Genomic DNA, 23,464 nt, shown 5'->3' with positions numbered 1-23,464 from the left:
AAGTACAAATGAGAAAAGTAATATTATATATAGCAACAAGTTTAGATGGATATATTGCAGACCATAATGGAGATGTTAATTGGTTAAGTGGGCAGGATGAATCCAATACTGAACAAGGAAGTTACCCAGAATTTATTGAAACAATTGATACTGTTATATTAGGATATAAAACTTATCACCAAGTAGTAACAGAATTATCACCAGATATTTGGGTATATAAAGGGAAACAAAGTTATGTTATTACAAATAAAAATATAGAAAATAAAGAAGAAATAATTTTTACTAATAAGAATTTAGGAGATTTGATTTCAAATTTAAAAAAACAACAAGGTAAAAATATTTGGATTTGTGGTGGTGCTTCAATAGTAAATCAATTACTAGAACTTAATTTAATAGATGAATTTTGTATATCAATAATACCTACAATTCTAGGTGATGGAATTTCTTTATTTGATAAGCAGATTAAAGAAAAAAAATTAGAGTTGGTTAGTACTAGAACTTATAATGGAATAGTAGATTTATGGTATAAGCATAGAAGATAAAAAGAACTCAATTAAGAGTTCTTTTTTTGTATTAATTTTAAAAATCATAAACCATACTGAGATGATAGAGAGGTGGTTTATGATTCATTGGAAAAATATATTAGAAATTTAGCAATAAAAAATATTTACATATAATGTAAATATTGATAATCTATTTTTATAGAATAATATTTCTAAATAAATTTATGGGGTGATGTATGTCTAATAAGTTACACAAAAAATATGGACTATTTACAGCTATAGCAATGGTGATAGGTATTGTTATAGGAAGTGGTGTATTTTTTAAAGCTGAAAAGGTTTTAACTGCTACTGGGGGCAATCTTTTTTTAGGAATTATAGCTTGGATTATTGGTGGTATTATTATGATTACATGTGCTTATACATTTTCTATAATGGCAACTAAGTATGAGTATGTAAATGGTGTTGTAGATTATGCTGAAGCAACTATGGGAAAAACTTATGGGTATTATGTAGGTTGGTTTATGGCCGTTATTTATTATCCAACATTAACTTCAGTTTTAGCATGGGTTTCTGCTAGGTATACATGTGTGTTATTTGGATTTTCAATATCTGGTGGAGAATGTATGACGATTGCTTGTTTATATTTAGTAGGTGCTTTTGCAATTAACTCTTTATCACCAATTTTGGCAGGTAAGTTTCAAGTATGTACAACTATTATAAAATTAATACCATTACTATTAATGGCTGTAGTAGGAACTATTGTAGGAGTTATAAATGGGATGACAGTTTATAACTTTCAAACTGTTGTAGAAAAGGTTGATATGGCAGGAGGACTATTTACTGCAGTTGTTGCAACAGCTTTTGCATATGAAGGATGGATTATTGCAACTAGTATAAATGCAGAATTAAAAGATGCTAAAAGAAACTTACCATTAGCACTTATTGCAGGAACCTTTGCTATAATGGTTGTTTATATTTTATATTATATAGGACTAGCTGGTGCCGTTCCAAATTCGATTATGATGGCAGGAGGAGAGGCTGGAGCTAAGCTTGCTTTTGAAAAGGTATTTTCAAATGTTGGAGGTTCATTAATATTTGTATTTGTTATTATTTCATGTTTAGGAACACTAAATGGATTAATGCTAGGGTGTACTAGGGGCCTTTATTCAATAGCAGCAAGAGGATTAGGACCAAAGCAAAAGGTGTTTAAACAAGTAGATAATATAACAAATATGCCTACAAATTCTTCTGTTATAGGATTATTATTTTGTGGAATATGGTTATTATTCTTCTACGGCGCAAATTTAGCAGAAAATTGGTTTGGATTTTTTGGTTTTGATTCATCAGAATTACCTATAGTAACTATTTATGCAATGTATATACCTATTTTCATTATGATGATTAAAAAGGAAAGTAGTTTAGGCGTATTTAAGCGTTTTGTAATGCCTATACTTTCAATTATAGGATGTATATTTATGATTATTGCAGCTTGTTTCTCACATAAAATGCATGTTGTTGCTTATTTAATTGTTTTTGCAATAATAATGGTAATAGGTGCAGTAACAATAAACAAAAATAATGATGATTTAGTTGAGGATTATAAAATAGTTAAAAATAAGTAGAATAGGTATGTAAATAATCATAGGATAAATGGATAGCGATTTAAGAGGAAGATCTTTTGAAGAAAAGAAAGAAAAAACATTGTAGTTTTAAAGATGATTGTAATTGTAATAAGTTTAGAGGTTTTGAACTTCCTCCTTGTGCAAGATATTTAGGAAGTGCGAATCCACTTGTAAAAGATGGAAAGATAGTATATAGAAATCTTAATAGATTATATTTATTTCTATCATTTAACTATTCACAAATTACAGGTTCAACGTATAATACATTAAATCCATTAACATTTAATTCTATGGCAAATGGAAATTTGCAAATAGAATTATATTGTTTTCTTATAGGATTATATATCAATGAAGTTGAAAAAGGGAATATAAAATATGATAGTAATGCCAAAATTCATGATGATAAGAATGCAGATGAGTTTATAAAAAAGGTTATGGGAGGAAATTATGATTTAAATAGTTCTTTTATTCCATCTTTAACATATTTAATTTCAAATGCAAGTGCAGTAATTCCATTTTATACTGGAATTATTGAAATAAGCATAACGAACTTTTATATTATGCTTATGCTTAGTAGATTTTATAGTGATTATGGATTACTATTTTCTGATAATGCTTATGTTACAAATGATTTTATTAATAGAACTCTTGCTAATATCTATGTTGAATTTAATAAATGTGAAAAATAAAGGTAGACAAGTCGCCCCAGGGGCGCCCCTGGGGCGACTTGTACTATAAAACTTGATAGTAAGATTAATAAATATTAAAATAAGAATAGGAATATAAGAAATTTAATAAACACAAGATGTGAGGTAGAAAATGAAAATAAGAGTACCAAAATATTTTAAAGATTTCAAATGTATAGCATCAGAATGTGAAGATACATGTTGTGCTGGATGGGGAATAGTTATTGATGATGAAACATATAAGAAGTACCAAAAGGTTGAAGGTAATTTTGGTGATAGACTAAGAAATGAAATAGTACATGATGGTGGAGAAAATATATTTGTACTAAAGGGTAATGATTGTCCATTTTTAAATGAAAATAAATTATGTGATATTTACAATGAAGTTGGAGAAGATGCTCTTTGCTATACATGCAAACAATATCCAAGATATATGGAGGAGTTTGGGGGATTACGTGAAATAGGTATTTCTTTATCATGCCCAGAAGCTGCTAGAATAATTTTAAGAAATGAAGAAAAAGCGATTTTTGAGTTAAGTGAAAATGAAGAGGAAGTAAACTCTTATAACGATATTAATGCTAAGCTTTATATAGAGCTTATGCAATGTAGACAAATAGTTTTAAATATTCTTCAAGATAGGGATATTAATTTAAATACAAGAGTGGCAATCGTTCTTTGTTTTACTAAAGAAATTCAAGATAAGATAGATGAAAATGAAATAACAGATATAAAGTCAGTTAGAGAAAAATATTCTGATAAAGAATTTATAAAAGAAGTTATTAGTAGTTTTGAAAAGTATAATAATAACGAAGATGCTAAATATAATAATATGAAAGAATATTTTAATGTATTTAAGTCGTTAAAGCATATAAATCCTAATGATCCTTTAGGGTTAGATGATGCAATAAGATATTTCTGGCAAAGTGAAGAAGATAAAGACATTTATTTAGCTAAGAATAAAGCATTTGATAAGTATTATGAAGATTCTAAATATAAGTTTGAACATATTTTAGTTTACTTTATATTTAGATACTTTATGAAAGCAGTTTTTGATTATGATGTATCTGCAAAAGTAAAAACTGCAATTGTAAGCTATTTAATGATTAAAGAATTATGTGTAGTAAGATTTACTGAAGAAGGAGAAGTTACAGATACTGATATAGTTGATATTAGTCATATGTATTCTAAAGATATTGAGCACTTAGAAGAAAATATAGAATCGTTAGCAGAAATATTTGAAACTAATGATGTTTTTGTGATTGAAGAGATGATAGTAAATTTAATGAATTAATATAAAATTAAGGTTGAAGCTGATATTGCAGTTTCAACCTTAATTTATTTTGTGCTAAATTGCATATTGCTTTAAAGGAGAACTAACTTCTGTCATATTAATAGGATCTAAAATCTTTTCTAATGTTTCAGAAGATAGTAATCCTTCATTAATAACAATCTCCTTAATTGGAATATTAGTATCTAGAGATTTTTTTGCTATTTCTGCAGCTTTTTTATAGCCAATATAAGGACATAGGGCTGTAGATATACCAACACTTTTTTCTACCAAGCTTAAGCATCTATCATAATTAGCAGTTATACCTAAAATACAGTTTTCTCTAAAGGTAACTATTGCATGAGTTAAAGTTTCAATTGATTCAAATAAATTATAAAATAATATTGGCTCAAAAGCGTTTAATTCAAGTTGTCCAGCTTCAGCGGCCATAGTTATAGTAAAATCATTCCCTATAACATTATAAGCAACTTGAGTCACAACTTCAGGGATAACAGGGTTAATTTTTCCTGGCATTATTGATGAACCATTTTGTTTAGATGGTAAATTTATTTCACCAAACCCGGCTCTAGGACCACTTGATAAAAGTCTAAGGTCATTTGCAATTTTTGAAAGGTTAATTGCACAGGTTTTAAGTGTACTTGAAACTGTTACAAAACTATCTAAGTTTTGTGTAGCATCAATTAAATTTTCAGCTTGAGTTAACTTTTGATTTGTTACGGATTGAAGATTTTTAACTATATTAATAACATAGTCTTCAGTAGCATTAATACAGGTTCCTATTGCTGTTCCACCAATATTAAGAGTTGTCATTTCATTAGAGGCTTTCTTTAATCTTTTTATATCTCTATTAATTACAGAACTATAAGCTTTAAAGCTTTGACCTAATCTTATAGGAACAGCATCTTGCATTTGAGTTCTTCCCATTTTGATTATTTTATCAAACTCAATAGATTTAATTTCTAAAGAAGCAGTTAATCTTTCAAGTTCAGCTATTAATTTAGGGATTAATTTTAATACAGTTAGTTTTCCGGCTGTAGGGAATACATCATTAGTAGATTGGCACATATTAACATGATCATTAGGATTAACTATAGAATAATCACCTTTACATCCATTTAGAATTTCTATAGCTCTATTAGCAATAACTTCATTAGCATTCATATTAGCAGATGTACCGGCTCCACCTTGAATTGGATCAACTATAAATTCATCATGAAGCTTGCCAGAGATTATTTCGTTACAAGCTTTTATTATAGCTTTTGCAATGGTTGAATCTAAGTTGTTACAGTTCATATTAGTGATAGCAGCAGCTTTTTTTATTTCTGCTAAGCTAATTATAAAATCAGAATTTAGCTTTTTTCCAGTTATATTAAAGTTGTTTTTAGCTCTTAAAGATTGAACTCCATAATAAGAGTTATTAGGGATTTTAAGACTTCCTATTGAATCACTTTCTATTCTTGTATACATAATTAAACACCTCATCATTCACTAATTTCTTAATAATATTATTAATACTATAGTAGAATTTGAATGTAAACTAATGTTAGGTATTTACATTTAAAATATGTTTTTTAGGGACTTTAAATTAATAAAATAAACTAATTAGTGTTTTAACTTTATTTAATAAATTATTAGAAAATTAAGAAAACTAATAGATTAAAATTAAATTAGGTGATATAAAGAAATAAGGTGTATAATGATAATTAAAAATATTTAGTAAGGTGAATTATAGGAAAATTGGGGAGGAAATATGGACAAAATTGATTTGAAGATAATAAGATTACTACAAAATAATGCAAGAATGCCACTAAAAATATTAGCTGAAGAGGTATTTCTGTCGCCACCAGCTGTAGCTGCTAGAATAGAAAAACTTGAACAATCAGGTGTTATTACAAAGTATTCAGCAAATATAGACAAGTTAAAATTAGGTTATTACGTAACAGCTTTTATAAATTTAGAGATACAGCCAAAACAAAAGCCAGAGTTTTATCCTTTTATAGAGGCGTGTCCTAATGTTATTGAGTGTAATTGTGTAACGGGGAAATATTCTATGCTTATTAAAGTAGCATTCAATACAACTATGGAGTTAGATACTTTTATAGGAAAATTACAACACTTTGGAAATACAGAAACACAAATAGTATTTTCAACTCCAGTAGAACATAGGGAAATAATACATGATGATTTATTATTGATTAGATAATGAAAATCTGTGCAAATTTTATTTTGCACAGATTTTTTTTAAAAAAACAAAATTAATTTAGAAAAAATATATAATAACCATAAATTAACATACTTAACTGAAACTTAACTGTAAAAATAATACTTCAGCCTATAAAATTATAACTGTAATAAAAATTAAGGGGGAATTTTAAATGGGTAAAAAAACATTAAGCAAAATAATTGCAGCTACAATGTTAGGTACAGTTATGGCTTTAGATTTTAGTAATATTTCTAGTATTGCTGCAAAAACGTTAGAAGCAACTGTTACTAATGAGTGGGAGCAATTAGAGAGTGATCCAGATTTAAGATTTGCAGTTATAAGTGATACACATGTAGGTCCAACAAAATTAAATGAAAATAAAAGATTAGAAGGTTTATTTTCAACATTATATGAATTAGATCCAGATATAGATGCAATTTCTGTTGTAGGAGATTTAACAGACAATGGTACTCAAGCACAATATGATGTGTTTCAAAATATAATTGAAAATAATAAAAAGGAAGAAACAGAACTTATTATTTCAATGGGAAATCATGAAGGGGATACTGAGGAGAGGTTTACAGATGCTACAGGTAAGAAACCAAGAGAAAATATAGAAATCAATGGATATCACTTTATTACATTAAGTGCACGTTCTAGTGATACAGTATATGGGGGAAGTAGATATTATCTTGATGAAGCATGGTTAAAAGAACAGTTAGATGAAGCTGTAGCTGAAGATCCAACTAAGCCAATATTTTTATTTATGCATCATGGGATAAAGGATACTGCATATGGTACTGAAGATTGGAATACTCCAGATTTAGCAGAGATACTTAAAAATTATCCACAAGTAGTTCATTTTTCAGGACACTCTCACTACCCATTAAACGATCCAAGAAGTATTTATCAAAATGATTTTACTGCAATTAATACTTCTACATTAAGCTATTTCGAGTTAGAGTCAGGAATGATGTATGGAACAATTCCTCCAAATGCAAATAATGCAGCTCAAGCAATGGTTTTAGATGTTAATGATACAGAAGTTAGAATAAGAAAACTAGATTTGATATCAGGACAATATATTGGAGAAGATTGGTTATTTAATACTAATTCAGGCAAAGAGGGGTTTGTATATACAGATTCTAGAGCAGAAGCTAGTGAAATTCCATATTTTGAAGAAGATTCCACTATAAAGATAAATGATATAAAAGATAACTCGTGTACTATAACTATTGACCAAGCAAAAGTAAATGATACTTTAGGAGATAATAATGATGAAATAGTACATTCATATAAGTTTGATTTTATAAATAAAAAAACAGGAAAAATAGATAAAACTCATAAAATATGGTCTGAATATTATTTCTTACCGATGGAAGATACATTAACTCAAACTTTTACAGGGTTAAAGGTTGGCACTGAATATGATGTTGTTGTTACTGCATTAAATGCATTTAAAAAGACTAGTACCAATACGATTAGTACAAGCTTTACAACTACAGGTGCATTTGTTCCACCAACAGATGAAGAATTAAATGTTCCTATAGATCCAGCTGAAGTTTTACTTGTAGATTTTGATGATAATACAGCTAATGATAAATCGGCTTCTTCAAATACAGTAAAAACAAGTGGGTCACCTAAGATTCAATATGATGAGGAATTAAATAAAAATGTTGCTGTATTTGATGGTTCAAGTGCATTTATGTATCCATTTAGTGATGAGAATTATTCTAAAATAAAGGAAAATGTTACATTAGAATCTGTATTTAAAATTCAGCCATTTGATTCTAGTTATGTTGATGTAGTTGCAAATATGGAATCAGCAGGACTTGGATTTGAGGTTGCTAGAATTTCAGGAGATACTGAAAATGCAGTTTTAGAATTCTGGGTAAGAGTAAAAAGTGGATTATTAGGAACTGGATCTTATGTTAAGGTAAGTAGTAATATTAAATATAATGAATATATACATGCTATGGCAACATATGATGGTGAAGTTGTAAAATTATATGTAAATGGACAATTAGAAGATTGCAAGGATGCAAAGGGTGAAATTTATCATCCAACAGGTAGTGCAAAAGTATATTGTATAGGTTCAGATATAGGTAGTTCAGGTAGCATACAATCTCCTATGATTGGGAATGTATCAACTGCAAAACTATATAGCAGAACTTTAAGTAATACAGATGCGTATAAAGCTCATTATCAAGAGTTAGTTAATAATAGTACTGATAAGAAATTAGTATATTTAAATAATATTGATAATGTTGATGGAAAATCTGGAACTGAAATAAAGTTACCATTAACAGTAAGTGATTTGCCAAAGAATGGAGAAGTAAGAAGTGCAGAAATTGTAGTTGATATTCCAGAAGATTTAGAAGTTAAATATGTTAAGTTAAATAAAGCACATATTAATGCAGAAAATTTTGATTATAATATTGAAGAAGGAAAATTAAGAATCGTATTAACTAACGTAGATGGAAGTTCATTATTGTTAGATACTACAACTGGTGATAAAACTATAGGAATGTTAACATTAGCACTAAAGGAAGGAAAGAATACAGGAGAGTATACATCAGTAAAAGTAAGTGATCTTATATTTAGATGTAATAATAATTTAGATGTTAAATACAATGTTACCAATGCTACATCTAATATTACTTTTGTTAATACAACAGAAGGTGCAGAGGTTTTTGCAAGAGAGTTATATACATCAGTAGGTGGAGATGTAATTCCAAAAGGATATAAAGCATATGCAATTGAATTTGTTGGAATAGAATCAGATAAACTAATTAAGGGTAATAATTTAGAAATATATTATAATGATGATTTTACTAAGAAAAATGGGAAATTAACTTATGTAACATTAGTAAAAAGTGATATGACAGTAGAAGAGTTATCTAATATTAATATATATACAATAACTAATGAAGAGATAGAAAATTCAAATAAAGTAAGCTTTGGAGATATAAATAGTGATGGTATAGATGCTCAAGATGCTTTAGCAACAGTAAGTACATGGCTTAGAAAGACTAAAGCTGATAATAAAGATATATTATCAATAAATGTTAGTGGAGATGGGTTAATTAATACAAGAGATTCGATTGAAATAGTAGATAATTTTATATCAACATTTGAATTTACAATTTTATCAAAATAATTTATTATAAATTAATTAAAATATATGAGACATTTATTTGGGGGGGTATCCAATTTTGCCATATGAGATAGATACTGTATTAGAAGTGGAATTGAAAAAATAAATAGTTAATTTTATTTAGGCGATCAATAATGGTCGTCTAAGTTTTTAGGGAGATTTTATGATTTAAATTTATGAGAATGAACATGTAGATTGTATTATTAATTTAGATAAAAAAATACAAAAGCTACATATTAAAAGTTTTTTACAATAATATATTTATAAGATAAGTGATATAAGTAAAAGTCAAAAGAAGAGGGGGTAAATATTATGGTTATATCATCACAAGAATTAATTAAGTCAGTAAGTGAAAAATTTAATAAAACAATAATGTTATTATCAGAATTAGGTGAGGAGATTAGGAGTAAACTTCAAGGATTAAATGAAAATCAAAGAATACTTATGGAGTTTGTATATTCTAATATGCCAATATCTGATGCAGTAGATTATGAGTTTGATTTATTTTTAGAGTTTGTTAATCATGGGATATTCCTTAGAGAGAATATTAGTTGGTGCAAGGAGTTAGAAGATAAAATATTTTTAACTTATATTTTAGACTATCGTGTTAATGATGAAGGAATAGAGGCATGTAGAAGAAAATTCTTTGATTTGATTTTCCCGCGTATAGAAAATAAGGAAATATTAGAGGTTATTATTGAAACTAATTATTGGTGTGCTGAAAATGGAACATATTCATTAACAGATGATAGAACTATTTCAGCTTTAGGATTTTATAATAGTGGGTTTGGGAGATGTGGTGAAGAATCAGTTTTTGTTACAAATGTATTTAGAAGTATAGGAATACCAGCAAGACAAATTTATGCACCCAAATGGGCTCATTGTGATGATAATCATGCTTGGGTTGAGGTTTATGTTAATGGCTCTTGGAAATTCTTGGGGGCTTGTGAGCCAGAACCAATATTAAATAGAGGCTGGTTTACAAATGCATCTTCAAGAGCAATGTTAGTACATAGCAAAGTATATAATGATACTATAAAAGATAATATTATAGAAAAAGAAGGAGCAGTAACATTTATAAATAATACATTATCGTATGCATTAGGAAGAGTATTTACTATTGAAGTTATTAATGAAAATAATAATCCTATTAAAGATGTTAAGATCGAAGTTCAATTGCTAAATATGTCATATTTCCAAAGTGTTGCAACACTACATATAAATAATGAAGGACAAGCTCAACTAGCTTTGGGATATGGTGATATACTCTTAAGTGTATCTAGGGGAAATAGCTTAAAAGAAGTTATTGTTAGTACAAAGGAAAATGAAAAGGTAACAGTTGTATTAGATAAAGAAAATAAGATATATGATAATTGGAATCAGATTAATTTAAAAGTTCCTAAGGATTATCCTATGCATTTTAGTAAGTTAGAAGATGAAGAAAAAGAAGAAAACTTTAAAAGAATAAAGAGAGCTAAAGAAATTAGAGAAGAAAGAGTTAATAAAGAATATAAAGAAGAGTTGTATAAAAATTTAAAAGATATAGAAGATACTTTGAAGGAATCAAAAGGCAATATAAAAGAAATAGTTAAATTTTTAGAAATAGGTGATAATTTAGGGTTAAGAAAGAAAATAGTATTAAGTTTAAATAATAAAGATTTAAGAGATATTAAAGCAAAAGTATTAGAAGAGGCTTTGAATTATTCAATGAAATATAAAGAGATATATAATGAAGATGTATTTATTAATTATATAGTATCACCAAGAGCATATAATGAGAATCTTAGCTGTTATAGGGAGTATATAGAAAGTTATTTTTCTATTGAGGAAAAGAAAAAATTAAAATCGGATATAAAGCTTGTATGGAGTTATATAGAAAATAAAATAAGTAGTTGTGAAGAAAGAGAGTATAGAGCTCTATATACAACTCCAGTAGGTGTTTTAAAATTGAGAAAAGCTAATTTAATTAGTAAGAAAATATTGTTTATTGCAATATGCAGAACCTTAGGAATAGCAACAAGATTAAATCCAATAGATAAAGAATTAGAATATTATATTAATGGAAAATTTAAAAAAGTAATTTCAGGGGATGAAAAACAAGGAAAAGTTAAATTATTAAATTTAGAAAATAAATGGACTTATTTTAACAATATAACAATATCTAAATTAATTAATAATTCATATGAGGTTTTAGATTTATCTAAAATTAATTGGAATGAAAAATGTATAGAATTATCATTAAAAGAAGGAGAATATAAAATAATAACAAGTAATAGATCTTTAAATGGAAATTTATTTGCATATGAATATTGTTTTAAGATTAAAGAGTATGAAGAAAAAGAAATAAAGTTAAGGTTAAGATATATAGCAATTAAGGATATGATAGAAAGCAATAAATTAGAAGAGTTTAAGGTTTATGATAAAGAAAATAATGTTGTTTTAGGAAGCGAATTAACAAAAAATGAAGTTAATATACTAATATGGCTGGAAGAGGGACAAGAACCTAGTGAACATATATTAAATGAAGTATTACAAAATATATCTGAATTTAAGAAGATAGATAGCAAAATAAAATTTATAGTTAAAGATAAATATGCATTTAATAATAAAACTTTTAAAAATGTTATAAATCTTTTAGAAAATAAAGAAATTTATTATGATGATTTTACTGAAAATGTTGAGACTATTGCTAGAAGGATGTATGTAGATTCAGATAAGCTGCCATTAGTATTAATGACAAATAAAAGTTTAAATGGAATTTATGCATCTAGTGGTTATAATGTAGGCTTAGGTGAATTATTAATAAATGTTTATAATAATATTTAATGTGTGTAAAAAAATGGATTAATTACAAGGATTAAGCTATTTTTTACATTTATTAACTAAACGTTTTTAAAAGTCCAGTTGCAGTGTTTATAAAAAAATGAAGGAAATATTTCAAGAAAATAAAAAAGTATTATTAATATTAAAAAATAGAGAAGGTTTATAGTGCAAAATTGCAAAAATACAATGAAAAAGGTTGATAAATTGATAATGATGTAGTAAGATAATACTAAATTAGCTATATTTTATAGTTTAATCAAACGTGGGGGGATAAAATGGAACAGAGAAAAGAAGAAAAAGTGATTGATGTACAAGAGAAGAAAAAAGTATCTTTAATTGAAAAGATAGGAAAGAAAATACCAGATCCAGTTATAATATTTGCAATATTTTATGTTGTTGTTTTAGCTGCAACTTTATTCTTAGGGGGAAAATCCTTTGATGTTATGAATGGTGATGGGACTTATACAACTCATACTATTTTAAATATGTTTGATGCAGAGAATATTCAATGGATATTTTCAAATGCATTACTTAACAACTGGTTAGCATATGGTGGAGGAGTACTAGGTACAATTCTTGTTGTTATGCTAGGAGTTGGATTAGCTGAAGAATCAGGTCTTTTATCTACTTTAATTAAAAAGGTTGGATTAAAAGTTTCAGATAAAATGCTTCCAATAGTATTAGTATTTTTAGGAATCATGAGTAGTATTGCTACTGATGCAGGTTATGTAATTTTAATACCTTTAGCAGGTCTTTTATATGCAGGGTTAAAGAAAAACCCACTTATTGGTATGGCTGCTGCTTTTGCAGGGGTTTCAGCAGGATTTAGTGCAAACTTAATACCAGCTACACCAATCGATATAATAATTGGTAACAATGCAAAGATATTTGCAGAAGGACAAGGTATTCCTTTTGTTAATGCAGCAGGACAAGCTTTAAATCCAGCTACAATGCATTATTACTTCGTAGTTGCTTCTACTTTCATGTTAGCTGTAATTGGTGCTTTCGTAACAATTAAGATAATCAAGCCTAGACTTGAAAAAGAAAGCTACATAATTCCAGAAGATATGAATTTAGATGATTTCACAGTTAAGCCAGTTGAAAATAAAGCACTTAAATTTGCAGGTTTAGGATTCTTAATTGCAACTTTATGTGTAGTAGGTTTATATTTTGGACCATTAAAGACATTTATAAATCCAGAAACAGGTGCAAAAGTAACTCCATTTATGGATAACATTATATTAATAATAACGTTCTTATTCTTTATGCCAGGTGTATTTTACGGTGTAATAGTTGGAAAGTTTAAGAATGCTAATGATGTAGTTAAAGGTATGTCTAAACAAATGGGATCAATGGGATCAGTACTTGTTTTAACATTCTTCTCATATAACTTCTTAGCATTATTATCTAAGAGTGGACTTGGAACTTATATTACTTACTTAGGTGGTAACTTATTAAAAGCTATGAATTTATCAGAATTCCCAATACTTTTAATAATAGGATTTATATTAATAACAGCTGTAATAAACTTATTTGTTGGTGGATTAACTTCAAAGTGGATGTTACTTGGACCAATATTTTTACCAATGTTATACCAAGTAAATTCAAATATGACACCAGAAGTTGTTGCTGCAGCTTATAGAGTTGCTGACTCATCAACTAACATAATAACTCCATTAATGTCTTATGCAGGTATTATCTTAGTATTCATGAGAAAGTACAAACCAGAGTATACAATTGGTGATATGATTAGGTTAATGATGCCTTATTCAATAAGTTTCTTAATTGGTTGGACAATTCTTTTATTAGGATTCTTCGCATTCGGAATACCATTTGGATTCTAATATTCAAATAAAAAACTCTCTTAAAAGTTATGCTTTTAAGAGAGTTTTTTTATTAAGTAATAGAACACCTCCGAGACATATGAAGGTCTAGAAAACTATAGATTTACTAAAACTTCTATAGGCTTGGGATGTATATAAAAACTAAGCATTTCTTAATTTTTTTAATACATTTGACTTTTCAAGAACTGTTACTAAAACTATAGCAATAACAATACCAACTACAGATTGAATAATATTTGCAGGAACAGAAGCAAGAGCAGCTGCAAATCCATACATTATAGTTTCTACTAAGCCGTATCCAAAGACTTGAAAAGCACATCCTATAATAGCAGCAATAATCCAAGCAAATTTAGTTTTATCAATTAATGTTTCTGCAATGGTAGCAATAATTAATATCATAATAGCTTTAATTAAAAATGTAGGGATAATATATTGCATATATCCGCTTAATAAATCACATAAGGCTGCGCCTAGTCCAGCAGCTAAAGCTCCTTTTTTCTTTCCTAATATTAAAGCAGATAAAATAATCATAGAGTCACCTATATGAGTATATCCGTTTAAAGAAGGGACTTTAATTAAATAAGTTGTAACAAAAACTAAAGCAGCCATAATTGCAATTTTAGTTATGTCTTTAGTAGTAATGTTTTTTTTCATTATAATGACCTCCGATAAAATTCCATATTAATAAAATACACTAATTAAATAGAAAGAACCAATGTATGGATACAATAAAAAATATTAATTAATAATAAAAAGTATTAACATCATAATAAAAAGTGGTGTATAATATAGAAAATTAAACTAAAAGATAAAGGAGATAAAAAGATGAGTGAAAATAATAACTTAAGATTAGGGCTTATTGAGCTCTATAAAAATAAAATAAGATACATAGGATTTACACAAAAAGAATTAGATGAAAAATATAATAGTAAATTTTTATCGCAAGAAGAATATGATATATTAACTAGTTTTTATAAAGAGTATGAAATAAGTAATAATAGGAAGTAATACAAAAAATAATCGGATAGAATTAAAAGACATTTGCTTTATTGCTAATGTCTTTTTTTTGTGGTGAATAATAATAATAATAATAATAATTTTTAATAAGATGAAATATGGAAAAAAATGGTGTATAATAAAATATATGTTTTTATATAAGAAAGGGTGGGAATATGAATGGGTGCTTAGATATAACAGATGTATTAAAAACAGTTAATAGTGCATATGAAAAACTTGATAAAGCTGTAAGTTCTCACAGTTTAGAAGTTGCATATTTAACATTAGAAATATGTAAAATTTTAAATATAGATGAAAATACTAAGCATTCATTAGTTATAGCAGCATATTTTCATGATTTTTCAGCAGTAAGAACAAATATAGTAGATTCATTAGATGATTATGAAAGTGAAAATGTTATACAAGAACATTGTATACTGGGGTATGTACTGTTTGATTTTTTATTGCCTGATACCAATATATGTAAGTTTGTTTTATATCATCATAATAGCTATAATTCTAATAATACAATTAATAATATTGAAAAGCCATTAGAATGTAATATTATTAAATTAGCAGATGATATATCAATATTTAAAATTATTAATAAGGAAGTTTCAATAAATGATATAATAGATATATTAGGCAAAAGATCTTTTTTTTATAACCCTGAATATTTAAGTAAGTTTTTAAATAGCAATGCAACAGAAATATTAAATAATTTGTTAGATGGAAGTTATAAGTGTAAATTTTGGGAAGAATTTAATTTGCTAGATTCAGGAATAGTAAGTATAGAAAAAATTATTGAATGTTTAGCTTTTATAATTGATTGTAAATGTGATATTGAAGATTTTCATTCCTTATCTGTATCTAATACTAGTTGTATAATGTGCAAATATTTTAATTTAAATAAAACAGAATCTTATAATGTAATGGTAGGAAGCTTATTACATGATATTGGCAAAATAGCAATACCAGATGCAATATTAAAAAAAGAATCTTCTTTAACAAATGAAGAATTTGAAGTTATGAAGAAGCATGTTATATATACATATGAAATTTTATCTAATTTAAAAAATGATAGTATTTTAAATATAGCTGCTAATCATCATGAGAAATTAAATGGTAAAGGTTATCCCAGAGGAATATCTAATTTATCTTTAAGTGAAAGAATTGTTTCTGTAGCTGATATATTCATAGCTTTAATTCAAAAAAGACCCTATAAAGAAAGATTTAAAAAAGAAAAGGTAATAGAAATATTAAATAGATCGGTAAAGCTTGGGGAAATAGATAATAATGTTGTGAAAAAGGTTATAGAAAACTATGATTATTTAGAAGCTATGAATAGTATGTTATATAATAAATATAGGGAAAAAATAATTTTATTATATAATAATTATAATAAGTTTATTTATAAAAATTAATAATAGTTTTAGTTACTTTTTAGAGTATAAGTTAGCAGTTGCAATAATGATCTTGTAACTGCTTTTATCATTATATAGATTTATTTAAAAAAATTAATAAAAAATTTAAAAAATAAGGCAAGGTCACGAAAAATATTGTATAATTAGTGGGTAAAGTATGTAATATAACGAATGAGGTAGACAAAATGAAAAAGAAAATGTCGTTAACAACGAAAATATTATTAGGATTATTTTTAGGTTTTATAGTTGGACTAGTATTAAAACAAGTTCCTGACAGTTACATAAAGAATACAGTAATTATTGGAGGAGTATTTAAGGTTTTAGGAAGTGGATTTACTACAGCTATTAAAATGATGGTTGTACCACTAGTTTTTGTATCGTTAGTATGTGGAACATCATCTATGGGAGATGTTAAAAAATTAGGTAGAATAGGTTCGAAAACAATGGTATTTTATCTATCTACAACAGCTATAGCTATAATAGCAGCATTGTTTTTAGGTAGTGTATTAAAGCCAGGTGTTGGATTAGATATGAGTTCAGTAGTAACTAGTGAAGTTGCAATAGGAGAGTCAAAATCAATAGCTGAAATATTACTTGGAATAATACCTTCAAATCCAATAGCAGCTTTTGCAAATGGTGAGATGTTACAAATAATATTCTTTGCATTGATTACAGGAGTTGCAATGAGTATGATTGGTGAAAAAGCAGAACCAGTAAGAAAGGTATTTGAAAGTGCTAATGATATATGTATGAAAATGGTAGGCATAATAATGCTTGCAGCACCTTTTGGAGTATTTGCATTAGTTGCTGAGACTTTTTCTACAGTTGGAAAAGAAGCTATATTAGTATTAGTAAAATATTTACTTGTAGTGTTATTAGGGTTAGCAATACATGTTGTTGTAGTATATGGTGGCTTATTTAAGTTATTTACTAGAGAAAAAATAAAGCCATTCTTAAAAAAGTTTACATCTGTTGCAGCTATAACCTTCTCTACATCATCAAGTAATGCTTCAGTTCCGGCAAGTATGGAAATATTAGAAGAGCTAGGTGTTGGTAAAACAACAAGATCATTTACAATACCAATGGGTGCTACTATAAATATGGATGGAACAGCTATTATGCAAGGTGTTGCAGCTTTATTTATAGCTCAAATGTATGGTATTCACTTAGGAATAAATCAAATGATAACAATAGTTTTAACAGCTACTTTAGCATCTATAGGAACAGCAGGGGTCCCAGGTGTAGGTATGATAATGTTGTCTATGGTTTTAACTTCTGTAAATCTTCCATTAGAGGGAATTGGATTAATAATGGGAGTTGAAAGAATAATAGATATGTTTAGAACTACTGTAAATGTTATGGGGGATAATGTTTGTACTTTAATCGTAGCTAAAAGTGAAGGTGATTTTGATAAAGATAAGTATTATTGTGAAGAAGACAATGAGAAAAATGAAATATTATCAGCATAAAGAGGATTATTATATAGTTTAATTATATTCAAAAGAGGATAATAATAAGTGATATTAATTTTTTTACAATTTATTTTCAGTATAAAAAAGATAATATTAAGCATATCTTATATTAAGATGGTTAATACATCGTAAATTAAGGAAGTGTTTTTATGTTATCTGAAAGTCAAAAAATAAGAGATGAAATTAAGTACTACGAAAGAGAAAGAAATGATTGGGCAGTTAATGTTAAAATGTATAATGCTAAGGAAAAAATTAAAGAGTTAGATAATAAGATAAGGGAATTAAAAGATAAATTATATGATATAGAGTTTCAAGAGTTAGTAAATGAAGAGAAAAAACACACTGTACTTGAAGGATAAACAAAAAAGTGCCACTAGGGCGCCTGTGAGGCACCCAGGGGTACTTTTTTTAAATCCAGTTTACGTTAGCTTCTTTTCTAGGTACAGTTCTTTGATATTTAACATTAGGATATCCAATGACTAAGCAAGAAATTATTTGCTTACCATCTTTTATATTAAGTAAATCTAAAATTTCCTTATTATCTTGAGAAGCCACTAACAAGAATCCGCTAAAGAAAGTACCAAGACCTAATGCATCAGTCATAAGCTCCATATTTGAAGAAACCAATCCACCATTAATTGGCGAAGGTGAAGTAACAAAAATTACTGATGGAGCATTAAAGAATAATCTATCATTTTTTATAGGATCATCTTTAAATTGAGAGTAACTATGTAGCCACATATTAGCATATCTTTTTAAGTGTTCTGTTTCAGGAGATAAGTTAGCTAATATATACTCTCCTTTTTTCTTTAAGCTAGAATAAGCTAATTCTTTTAATTTATCTAATTTATCTGTAACAACTGTATAGGAAACATCTTGGCTATTAGTTGAAGTTTGAGTAAATCTTCCAGCTTCAATAATTTGTTCAAGTTTTTCCCTTTCTACAGGCTTATTTTTAAAACGTCTAACACTTCTTCTAAACTTAATAAAGTTTAAAAGATTTTCTGCTTCTACTGTAAAAGTATCTTTGTTATAAGGTTTTACATCATCCATATTATAATCATCTGTTGAAACTGCTTCTACAGGACAGACTGCAACGCAATGAGAACATTTAATACACCCATCATTATTGATTTCTGCTTTTCCATCTTTTAATGAAATAACACGAGTAGGACAATCTTGAATACATTGTGTACATGCTATACATTTTTCTCTATCTACTTTAAACATTTTAAAAACACTCCTTAATTTTAATATAATATTATTTTGCACTTTATATTAATATTAATTATAAATATTGTTTTTGACTTTTATATTAATAAAATTTATAATTTGTATATTAATAAAAGAACACTTATTAATGAATAATGTGATTATATCATTGGTTAGAACTGTAAGTCCAATTGATAATATTCATAAATATATAACTAAAAGTTATAGAAAAAACCAACTTATTAGTTTGTGTTAAAAATATGATTCTTAAAGCAGTTAGATATTATAAAAATTAAGGTTAGTAGGAGAAATTAATATGAATTTACAGCAATTAGAATATTTTAAGATTATAGCAGAGACAAAAAACTTTACTACAGCATCTAATATTTTATTAGTGACTCAGCCGGCATTAAGTAAAGCTATTTCAAAGCTAGAAGAGGAGTTAAATGTTCCGTTATTTGAAAGAGAAGGGCGTAATATAAAAATAACTAAATTTGGAGAGGTATTTTTAAAGTATGCAGAATCTGCTCTTAATGATATTGAAAGAGGAATAGAAAAAATACAAGATATGAAGAAGAATAATGATAGGGTTATTTCAGTATCATCTACATATTGTATAGGGGCAACTTTTATGCCATTTTTAATAAGTAATTTTTTAAATAATAACATGCAGACAAAGTTTAATTTTAATAATCAAACAACGGTAGAAATATTAAAAGACTTAAAATATGGAAAAATAGATTTTGGATTTTTTGATAATATAGACAGCATTAGTAATTATCCGGAAATAGAAGTAGCTTTGGTAAAGAAAGAAGAGTATGTATTAATAGTACCTAAAAATCATTCTTTAGCTAATAAGGAAGATGTTTATTTAAAAGAGTTAAAAGAAGAGAATTTTATTGTTTATAATAGTAAAGATAATGAAAAGAAAATATCATATGCTGAGATTATAGGATATAATCCTAAGATATCAGTAGAGCCCACTGAAGCGAGTATGCTAGCTGGATTGGTTTCTGCAGGGGCTGGTATTGCAATAGTTATAAATACACCTATGATTAATACCAATAAAATTTCTAAGCTTAAAATAAAGGATGAAATTGGATATAAGAATATTTATATGGCATGGAATAAGGAAGCTTATATTTCAAAAATTGCAGATGAGTTTAAAGACTATATACTGGAAAACATAAGTCACTGGTAAGTTTAAATTTATTAAAGTCTAGTAAGAAATTATAAAAAAATACATATATATAGATGAATATCTATATATAAGATGATATAATAAATACATCTTATGTAATTAGGGGATGATAATATATGAATAAACCAAAGGTAGCTTTTATATGTGTACATAATTCTTGTAGATCACAAATGGCAGAAGCATTAGGAAGAAAATATGGGATAGATGTTTTTGAAAGTTACTCAGCAGGAACAGAAATAAAACCACAAATAAATCAAGATGCAGTAAGAATAATAAAAAAGTTATATGACATAGATATGAATGAAACTCAAAGATCAAAGTTGTTGGGTGATATTCCAAATGTTGATATAGTTATAAAAATGGGATGTAATGTTATATGTCCTTATTTACCTGGAAATCATGTAGAAGATTGGGGATTAGAAGATCCAACTGGAAAAGAAGATGAAGAATTTATTAAAATAGCAACAAGTATAGAGTTAAAAGTTAAGGACTTAGCAGAAAGAATTAAAAATAATAAGTTATAATGTATATAAATTATATGACTAACTGAAAGTATAGATATTTAAATTTTCAGTTAGTCATATTTATATTTTAATCAAATCCTAATAAAGACCCTATAAAATGAATTGCAAAAGCAGCAATCCATGCTATACCACATTGCATTAAAGCCATAGCAATGGCGACCTTTTTTGAGCCAAGCTCTCGCTTTATACAAGCTATTGCAGCAACGCAAGGAGTATATAATAATGTAAATATTAAAAATACAAATGCAGTAAAAGGTGTGAATAAAGTTGATAATGACGAAGTATTTCCACCTAATAATACAGTTAAAGTACTTACTACATTTTCCTTAGCTGAAAACCCTGTAATTAAAGCAGTTGATATTCTCCAATCACCAAAGCCAAGTGGAGAAAATAAAGGAGAAATAAGGCCACCTATTAAAGCAAGTAAACTAAATTTAGAATCACTTACAACATTAAGTTTTGCATCAAAGGTTTGTAAAAACCAAATAATAATAGTTGCTACAAATATAATGGTAAATGCTTTTGTTATAAAATCCTTAGCTTTACTCCATATTAATTGCCAAACACTTTTAGGGCTAGGAAATCTATAGTTAGGTAATTCCATTACGAAAGGAATAGGTTGTCCTTTAAAAGCACTATTTTTAAGTAAAAAAGAAAATAAGACTCCGACAATAATTCCAGAAAAATATAAAATAACCATAACTAATGTACGATATTTTGGAAAAAATGCATAAGTAAATAATGCGTAAATAGGAAGCTTAGCAGAGCAACTCATAAATGGAATTAATAACATTGTCATTTTACGATCTCTTTCTGATGATAGTGTTCTAGTAGACATAATTGCAGGTACAGAACAACCAAAACCAATTAAAAGAGGAACAAAACTTCTACCGGAAAGCCCAATTTTTCTAAGAAGCTTATCCATAACAAAAGCAATTCTAGCCATATATCCACTATCTTCTAACACAGATAAAAAGAAAAATAGAACTACTATAATTGGTAAAAAGCTAAGAACACTTCCAACTCCACCAAAAATACCATCAATTAAAAGAGATTTTACTATAGGGTTAAGTTCATAAGCAGTTAATCCATTATCACAAACCTGTGTAAACCATGATATTACCATTGATAACCAATCAGATAAGGTAGCACCAATAACATTAAAAGTTAGCCAGAAAACTAAAGCCATAATAGCAATAAAAGCAGGTATAGCAGTATATTTTCCTGTTAGTATATTATCAATTTTTACACTACGTACATGAGATTTACTTTCAAGGGGCTTTATAACAGTATTATTACAGACATTACTAATGAAAGTAAACCTCATATCAGCAAGAGAAGCCTGTCTATCCTTACCAGTTTCTTTTTCCATTTCTATTATAATATGTTCCAGCAATTGCTTTTCATTATCATCTAATTTAAGTGCTTCTAAAATAAGCGAATCACCCTCAACAAGTTTTGTAGCGGCAAATCTAGCAGGGATTTTTACATTATTGGCATGGTCATCAATTAAGTGAAGTATTGCATGTATACATCTATGAATTGCAGCTTGTTCATAAGAGGCTTTCTCATCACAAAAGTCTAATCTTCCGGGACATTCATCAAACCTAGCAACGTGAATAGCATGTTCAATTAATTCATCAATTCCCATATTTTTAGAGGCTGATATTGGAACAACAGGAATACCAAGAGTTTGTTCTAATAAGTTAACTTTAATGGTTCCACCATTTTCTTGAACTTCATCCATCATATTAAGTGCAAGAACTATTGGAAGGTCCATTTCTATTAATTGCATAGTTAAATATAAATTACGTTCAATATTAGTTGCATCAACAATATTTATAATACCTCTAGGATGATCTTTAATAATAAAATCTCTAGTTACAATTTCCTCATTTGTATAAGGAGAAAGAGAATATATTCCAGGAAGATCTGTAACAGTAGCTTCAGGGTGATTTTTAATTACACCATCCTTTCTATCAACTGTAACGCCAGGAAAGTTTCCTACATGCTGATTGCTACCAGTTAATTGATTAAAGAGTGTGGTTTTGCCACAATTTTGATTGCCAATTAACCCAAAGGTTAAAGGCGCTCCTGGAGATAATTCATCACCTTTTTTATTAACATGATAAATTCCCATTTCACCTACTTGAGGGTGAGGGATATCGTTAATTCTTTCTTTATAATTATTAATGCATTTTGTATCAGTAATATCTTTAATTTCTATTTTTGCAGCATCTGCAAGTCTTAGTGTAAGTTCATATCCACGTACACATAATTCAATGGGGTCCCCCATGGGAGCAACCTTTATAAGAGCCACTTTAGTATTAGGCGTAAGTCCCATATCAAGAAAATGATTCCTTAGTGAACCATCACCACCGACACTAACAATTGTTGCACTTTTTCCTACTTCTAATTCATCTAATGTCATTTAAATCCACCTGCCTTTATTGCTTCATTATTACAATATTTATTCAAAAAATATTGATTTAGAATAATATACATTCCG

18 protein-coding genes are annotated in these 23,464 nt (G+C 27.5%); 14 read left to right on the top strand and 4 right to left on the bottom strand.

The annotated features are described in order from the left end of the window. Positions 1-8: 8 nt before the first annotated feature. The 4 genes from I4V51_RS10490 (at position 9) to fliB (ending at position 4,102) form a co-directional block, all read left to right on the top strand. Positions 9-542 carry a dihydrofolate reductase family protein gene (locus I4V51_RS10490; RefSeq protein WP_195988390.1) on the top strand — a complete coding sequence of 178 codons (534 nt, stop codon included), beginning with the start codon at positions 9-11 and terminating at the stop codon, positions 540-542. A gap of 197 nt (positions 543-739) precedes the next feature. After that, positions 740-2,125, top strand: a complete 1,386-nt coding sequence (locus tag I4V51_RS10485) for an APC family permease (protein ID WP_195988389.1) — start codon at positions 740-742, stop codon at positions 2,123-2,125. Between the two features lie 56 nt (positions 2,126-2,181). Beyond that, entirely contained in the window at positions 2,182-2,814 is a 633-nt protein-coding gene (locus tag I4V51_RS10480; protein WP_195988388.1) for a hypothetical protein, read from the top strand. A 130-nt stretch (positions 2,815-2,944) separates the two neighbouring features. Next, positions 2,945-4,102, top strand: coding sequence for a flagellin lysine-N-methylase (gene fliB, locus I4V51_RS10475; RefSeq protein ID WP_195988387.1), 1,158 nt, complete (start codon positions 2,945-2,947; stop codon positions 4,100-4,102). 54 nt (positions 4,103-4,156) lie between these two features. Here the strand turns inward: fliB and I4V51_RS10470 are convergent, their stop codons facing one another. Then, positions 4,157-5,566, bottom strand: coding sequence for an aspartate ammonia-lyase (locus tag I4V51_RS10470; RefSeq protein ID WP_195988386.1), 1,410 nt, complete (start codon positions 5,564-5,566; stop codon positions 4,157-4,159). A 283-nt stretch (positions 5,567-5,849) separates the two neighbouring features. Between I4V51_RS10470 and I4V51_RS10465 the strand changes: the two genes are divergently transcribed. The 4 genes from I4V51_RS10465 (at position 5,850) to I4V51_RS10450 (ending at position 14,126) form a co-directional block, all read left to right on the top strand. After that, on the top strand, positions 5,850-6,302 hold the full coding sequence (locus tag I4V51_RS10465; protein ID WP_195988385.1) for an Lrp/AsnC family transcriptional regulator: 453 nt from the start codon (positions 5,850-5,852) through the stop codon (positions 6,300-6,302). A gap of 172 nt (positions 6,303-6,474) precedes the next feature. Further along, positions 6,475-9,462, top strand: coding sequence for a metallophosphoesterase (locus I4V51_RS10460; RefSeq protein ID WP_195988384.1), 2,988 nt, complete (start codon positions 6,475-6,477; stop codon positions 9,460-9,462). Between the two features lie 309 nt (positions 9,463-9,771). After that, positions 9,772-12,285, top strand: coding sequence for a transglutaminase-like domain-containing protein (locus I4V51_RS10455; protein ID WP_195988383.1), 2,514 nt, complete (start codon positions 9,772-9,774; stop codon positions 12,283-12,285). 272 nt (positions 12,286-12,557) lie between these two features. Continuing rightward, positions 12,558-14,126, top strand: coding sequence for an AbgT family transporter (locus tag I4V51_RS10450; protein WP_195988382.1), 1,569 nt, complete (start codon positions 12,558-12,560; stop codon positions 14,124-14,126). A 141-nt stretch (positions 14,127-14,267) separates the two neighbouring features. On the opposite strand, the gene I4V51_RS10445 is transcribed toward I4V51_RS10450, so the two are convergent. Next, positions 14,268-14,780 (bottom strand): ECF transporter S component, encoded by a 513-nt coding sequence (locus I4V51_RS10445; protein ID WP_195988381.1) that lies wholly within the window; start codon positions 14,778-14,780, stop codon positions 14,268-14,270. Positions 14,781-14,951: 171 nt separating this feature from the next. On the opposite strand from I4V51_RS10445, the gene I4V51_RS10440 reads away from it, so the two are divergent. From I4V51_RS10440 to I4V51_RS10425, 4 genes are all read left to right on the top strand, one after another. Next, positions 14,952-15,134, top strand: a complete 183-nt coding sequence (locus I4V51_RS10440; protein ID WP_195988380.1) for a hypothetical protein — start codon at positions 14,952-14,954, stop codon at positions 15,132-15,134. A gap of 164 nt (positions 15,135-15,298) precedes the next feature. Continuing rightward, complete coding sequence (locus I4V51_RS10435; RefSeq protein WP_195988379.1) at positions 15,299-16,546, top strand: HD domain-containing phosphohydrolase; 1,248 nt, start codon at positions 15,299-15,301, stop codon at positions 16,544-16,546. A gap of 185 nt (positions 16,547-16,731) precedes the next feature. Further along, entirely contained in the window at positions 16,732-18,015 is a 1,284-nt protein-coding gene (locus I4V51_RS10430) for a dicarboxylate/amino acid:cation symporter (protein WP_195988378.1), read from the top strand. A 152-nt stretch (positions 18,016-18,167) separates the two neighbouring features. Continuing rightward, positions 18,168-18,377 (top strand): hypothetical protein, encoded by a 210-nt coding sequence (locus tag I4V51_RS10425; protein ID WP_195988377.1) that lies wholly within the window; start codon positions 18,168-18,170, stop codon positions 18,375-18,377. A 49-nt stretch (positions 18,378-18,426) separates the two neighbouring features. On the opposite strand, the gene I4V51_RS10420 is transcribed toward I4V51_RS10425, so the two are convergent. Then, positions 18,427-19,248 carry a nitroreductase family protein gene (locus I4V51_RS10420; RefSeq protein ID WP_195988376.1) on the bottom strand — a complete coding sequence of 274 codons (822 nt, stop codon included), beginning with the start codon at positions 19,246-19,248 and terminating at the stop codon, positions 18,427-18,429. Between the two features lie 298 nt (positions 19,249-19,546). Between I4V51_RS10420 and I4V51_RS10415 the strand changes: the two genes are divergently transcribed. Continuing rightward, positions 19,547-20,431 carry a LysR family transcriptional regulator gene (locus I4V51_RS10415; RefSeq protein ID WP_195988375.1) on the top strand — a complete coding sequence of 295 codons (885 nt, stop codon included), beginning with the start codon at positions 19,547-19,549 and terminating at the stop codon, positions 20,429-20,431. Positions 20,432-20,547: 116 nt separating this feature from the next. Then, on the top strand, positions 20,548-20,955 hold the full coding sequence (locus I4V51_RS10410) for an arsenate reductase ArsC (RefSeq protein ID WP_195988374.1): 408 nt from the start codon (positions 20,548-20,550) through the stop codon (positions 20,953-20,955). A gap of 67 nt (positions 20,956-21,022) precedes the next feature. On the opposite strand, the gene feoB is transcribed toward I4V51_RS10410, so the two are convergent. After that, on the bottom strand, positions 21,023-23,386 hold the full coding sequence (gene feoB, locus I4V51_RS10405) for a ferrous iron transport protein B (RefSeq protein ID WP_195988373.1): 2,364 nt from the start codon (positions 23,384-23,386) through the stop codon (positions 21,023-21,025). Between the last annotated feature and the right edge of the window lie 78 nt (positions 23,387-23,464).

Origin of the sequence: Clostridium sp. D53t1_180928_C8, assembly GCF_015667795.1 — a bacterium.
Lineage (GTDB): Bacteria > Bacillota > Clostridia > Clostridiales > Clostridiaceae > Clostridium.
This window is presented reverse-complemented; position numbering and strand designations above follow the sequence as displayed.

Coding starts and splice junctions, on each gene's coding strand:
- I4V51_RS10490 (WP_195988390.1), top strand. CDS start 9: ATGAGAAAAGTAATATTATATATAGCAACAAGTTTAGATGGATATATT.
- I4V51_RS10485 (WP_195988389.1), top strand. CDS start 740: ATGTCTAATAAGTTACACAAAAAATATGGACTATTTACAGCTATAGCA.
- fliB (WP_195988387.1), top strand. CDS start 2,945: ATGAAAATAAGAGTACCAAAATATTTTAAAGATTTCAAATGTATAGCA.
- I4V51_RS10470 (WP_195988386.1), bottom strand. CDS start 5,566: ATGTATACAAGAATAGAAAGTGATTCAATAGGAAGTCTTAAAATCCCT.
- I4V51_RS10465 (WP_195988385.1), top strand. CDS start 5,850: ATGGACAAAATTGATTTGAAGATAATAAGATTACTACAAAATAATGCA.
- I4V51_RS10460 (WP_195988384.1), top strand. CDS start 6,475: ATGGGTAAAAAAACATTAAGCAAAATAATTGCAGCTACAATGTTAGGT.
- I4V51_RS10455 (WP_195988383.1), top strand. CDS start 9,772: ATGGTTATATCATCACAAGAATTAATTAAGTCAGTAAGTGAAAAATTT.
- I4V51_RS10450 (WP_195988382.1), top strand. CDS start 12,558: ATGGAACAGAGAAAAGAAGAAAAAGTGATTGATGTACAAGAGAAGAAA.
- I4V51_RS10445 (WP_195988381.1), bottom strand. CDS start 14,780: ATGAAAAAAAACATTACTACTAAAGACATAACTAAAATTGCAATTATG.
- I4V51_RS10440 (WP_195988380.1), top strand. CDS start 14,952: ATGAGTGAAAATAATAACTTAAGATTAGGGCTTATTGAGCTCTATAAA.
- I4V51_RS10435 (WP_195988379.1), top strand. CDS start 15,299: ATGAATGGGTGCTTAGATATAACAGATGTATTAAAAACAGTTAATAGT.
- I4V51_RS10430 (WP_195988378.1), top strand. CDS start 16,732: ATGAAAAAGAAAATGTCGTTAACAACGAAAATATTATTAGGATTATTT.
- I4V51_RS10425 (WP_195988377.1), top strand. CDS start 18,168: ATGTTATCTGAAAGTCAAAAAATAAGAGATGAAATTAAGTACTACGAA.
- I4V51_RS10420 (WP_195988376.1), bottom strand. CDS start 19,248: ATGTTTAAAGTAGATAGAGAAAAATGTATAGCATGTACACAATGTATT.
- I4V51_RS10415 (WP_195988375.1), top strand. CDS start 19,547: ATGAATTTACAGCAATTAGAATATTTTAAGATTATAGCAGAGACAAAA.
- I4V51_RS10410 (WP_195988374.1), top strand. CDS start 20,548: ATGAATAAACCAAAGGTAGCTTTTATATGTGTACATAATTCTTGTAGA.
- feoB (WP_195988373.1), bottom strand. CDS start 23,386: ATGACATTAGATGAATTAGAAGTAGGAAAAAGTGCAACAATTGTTAGT.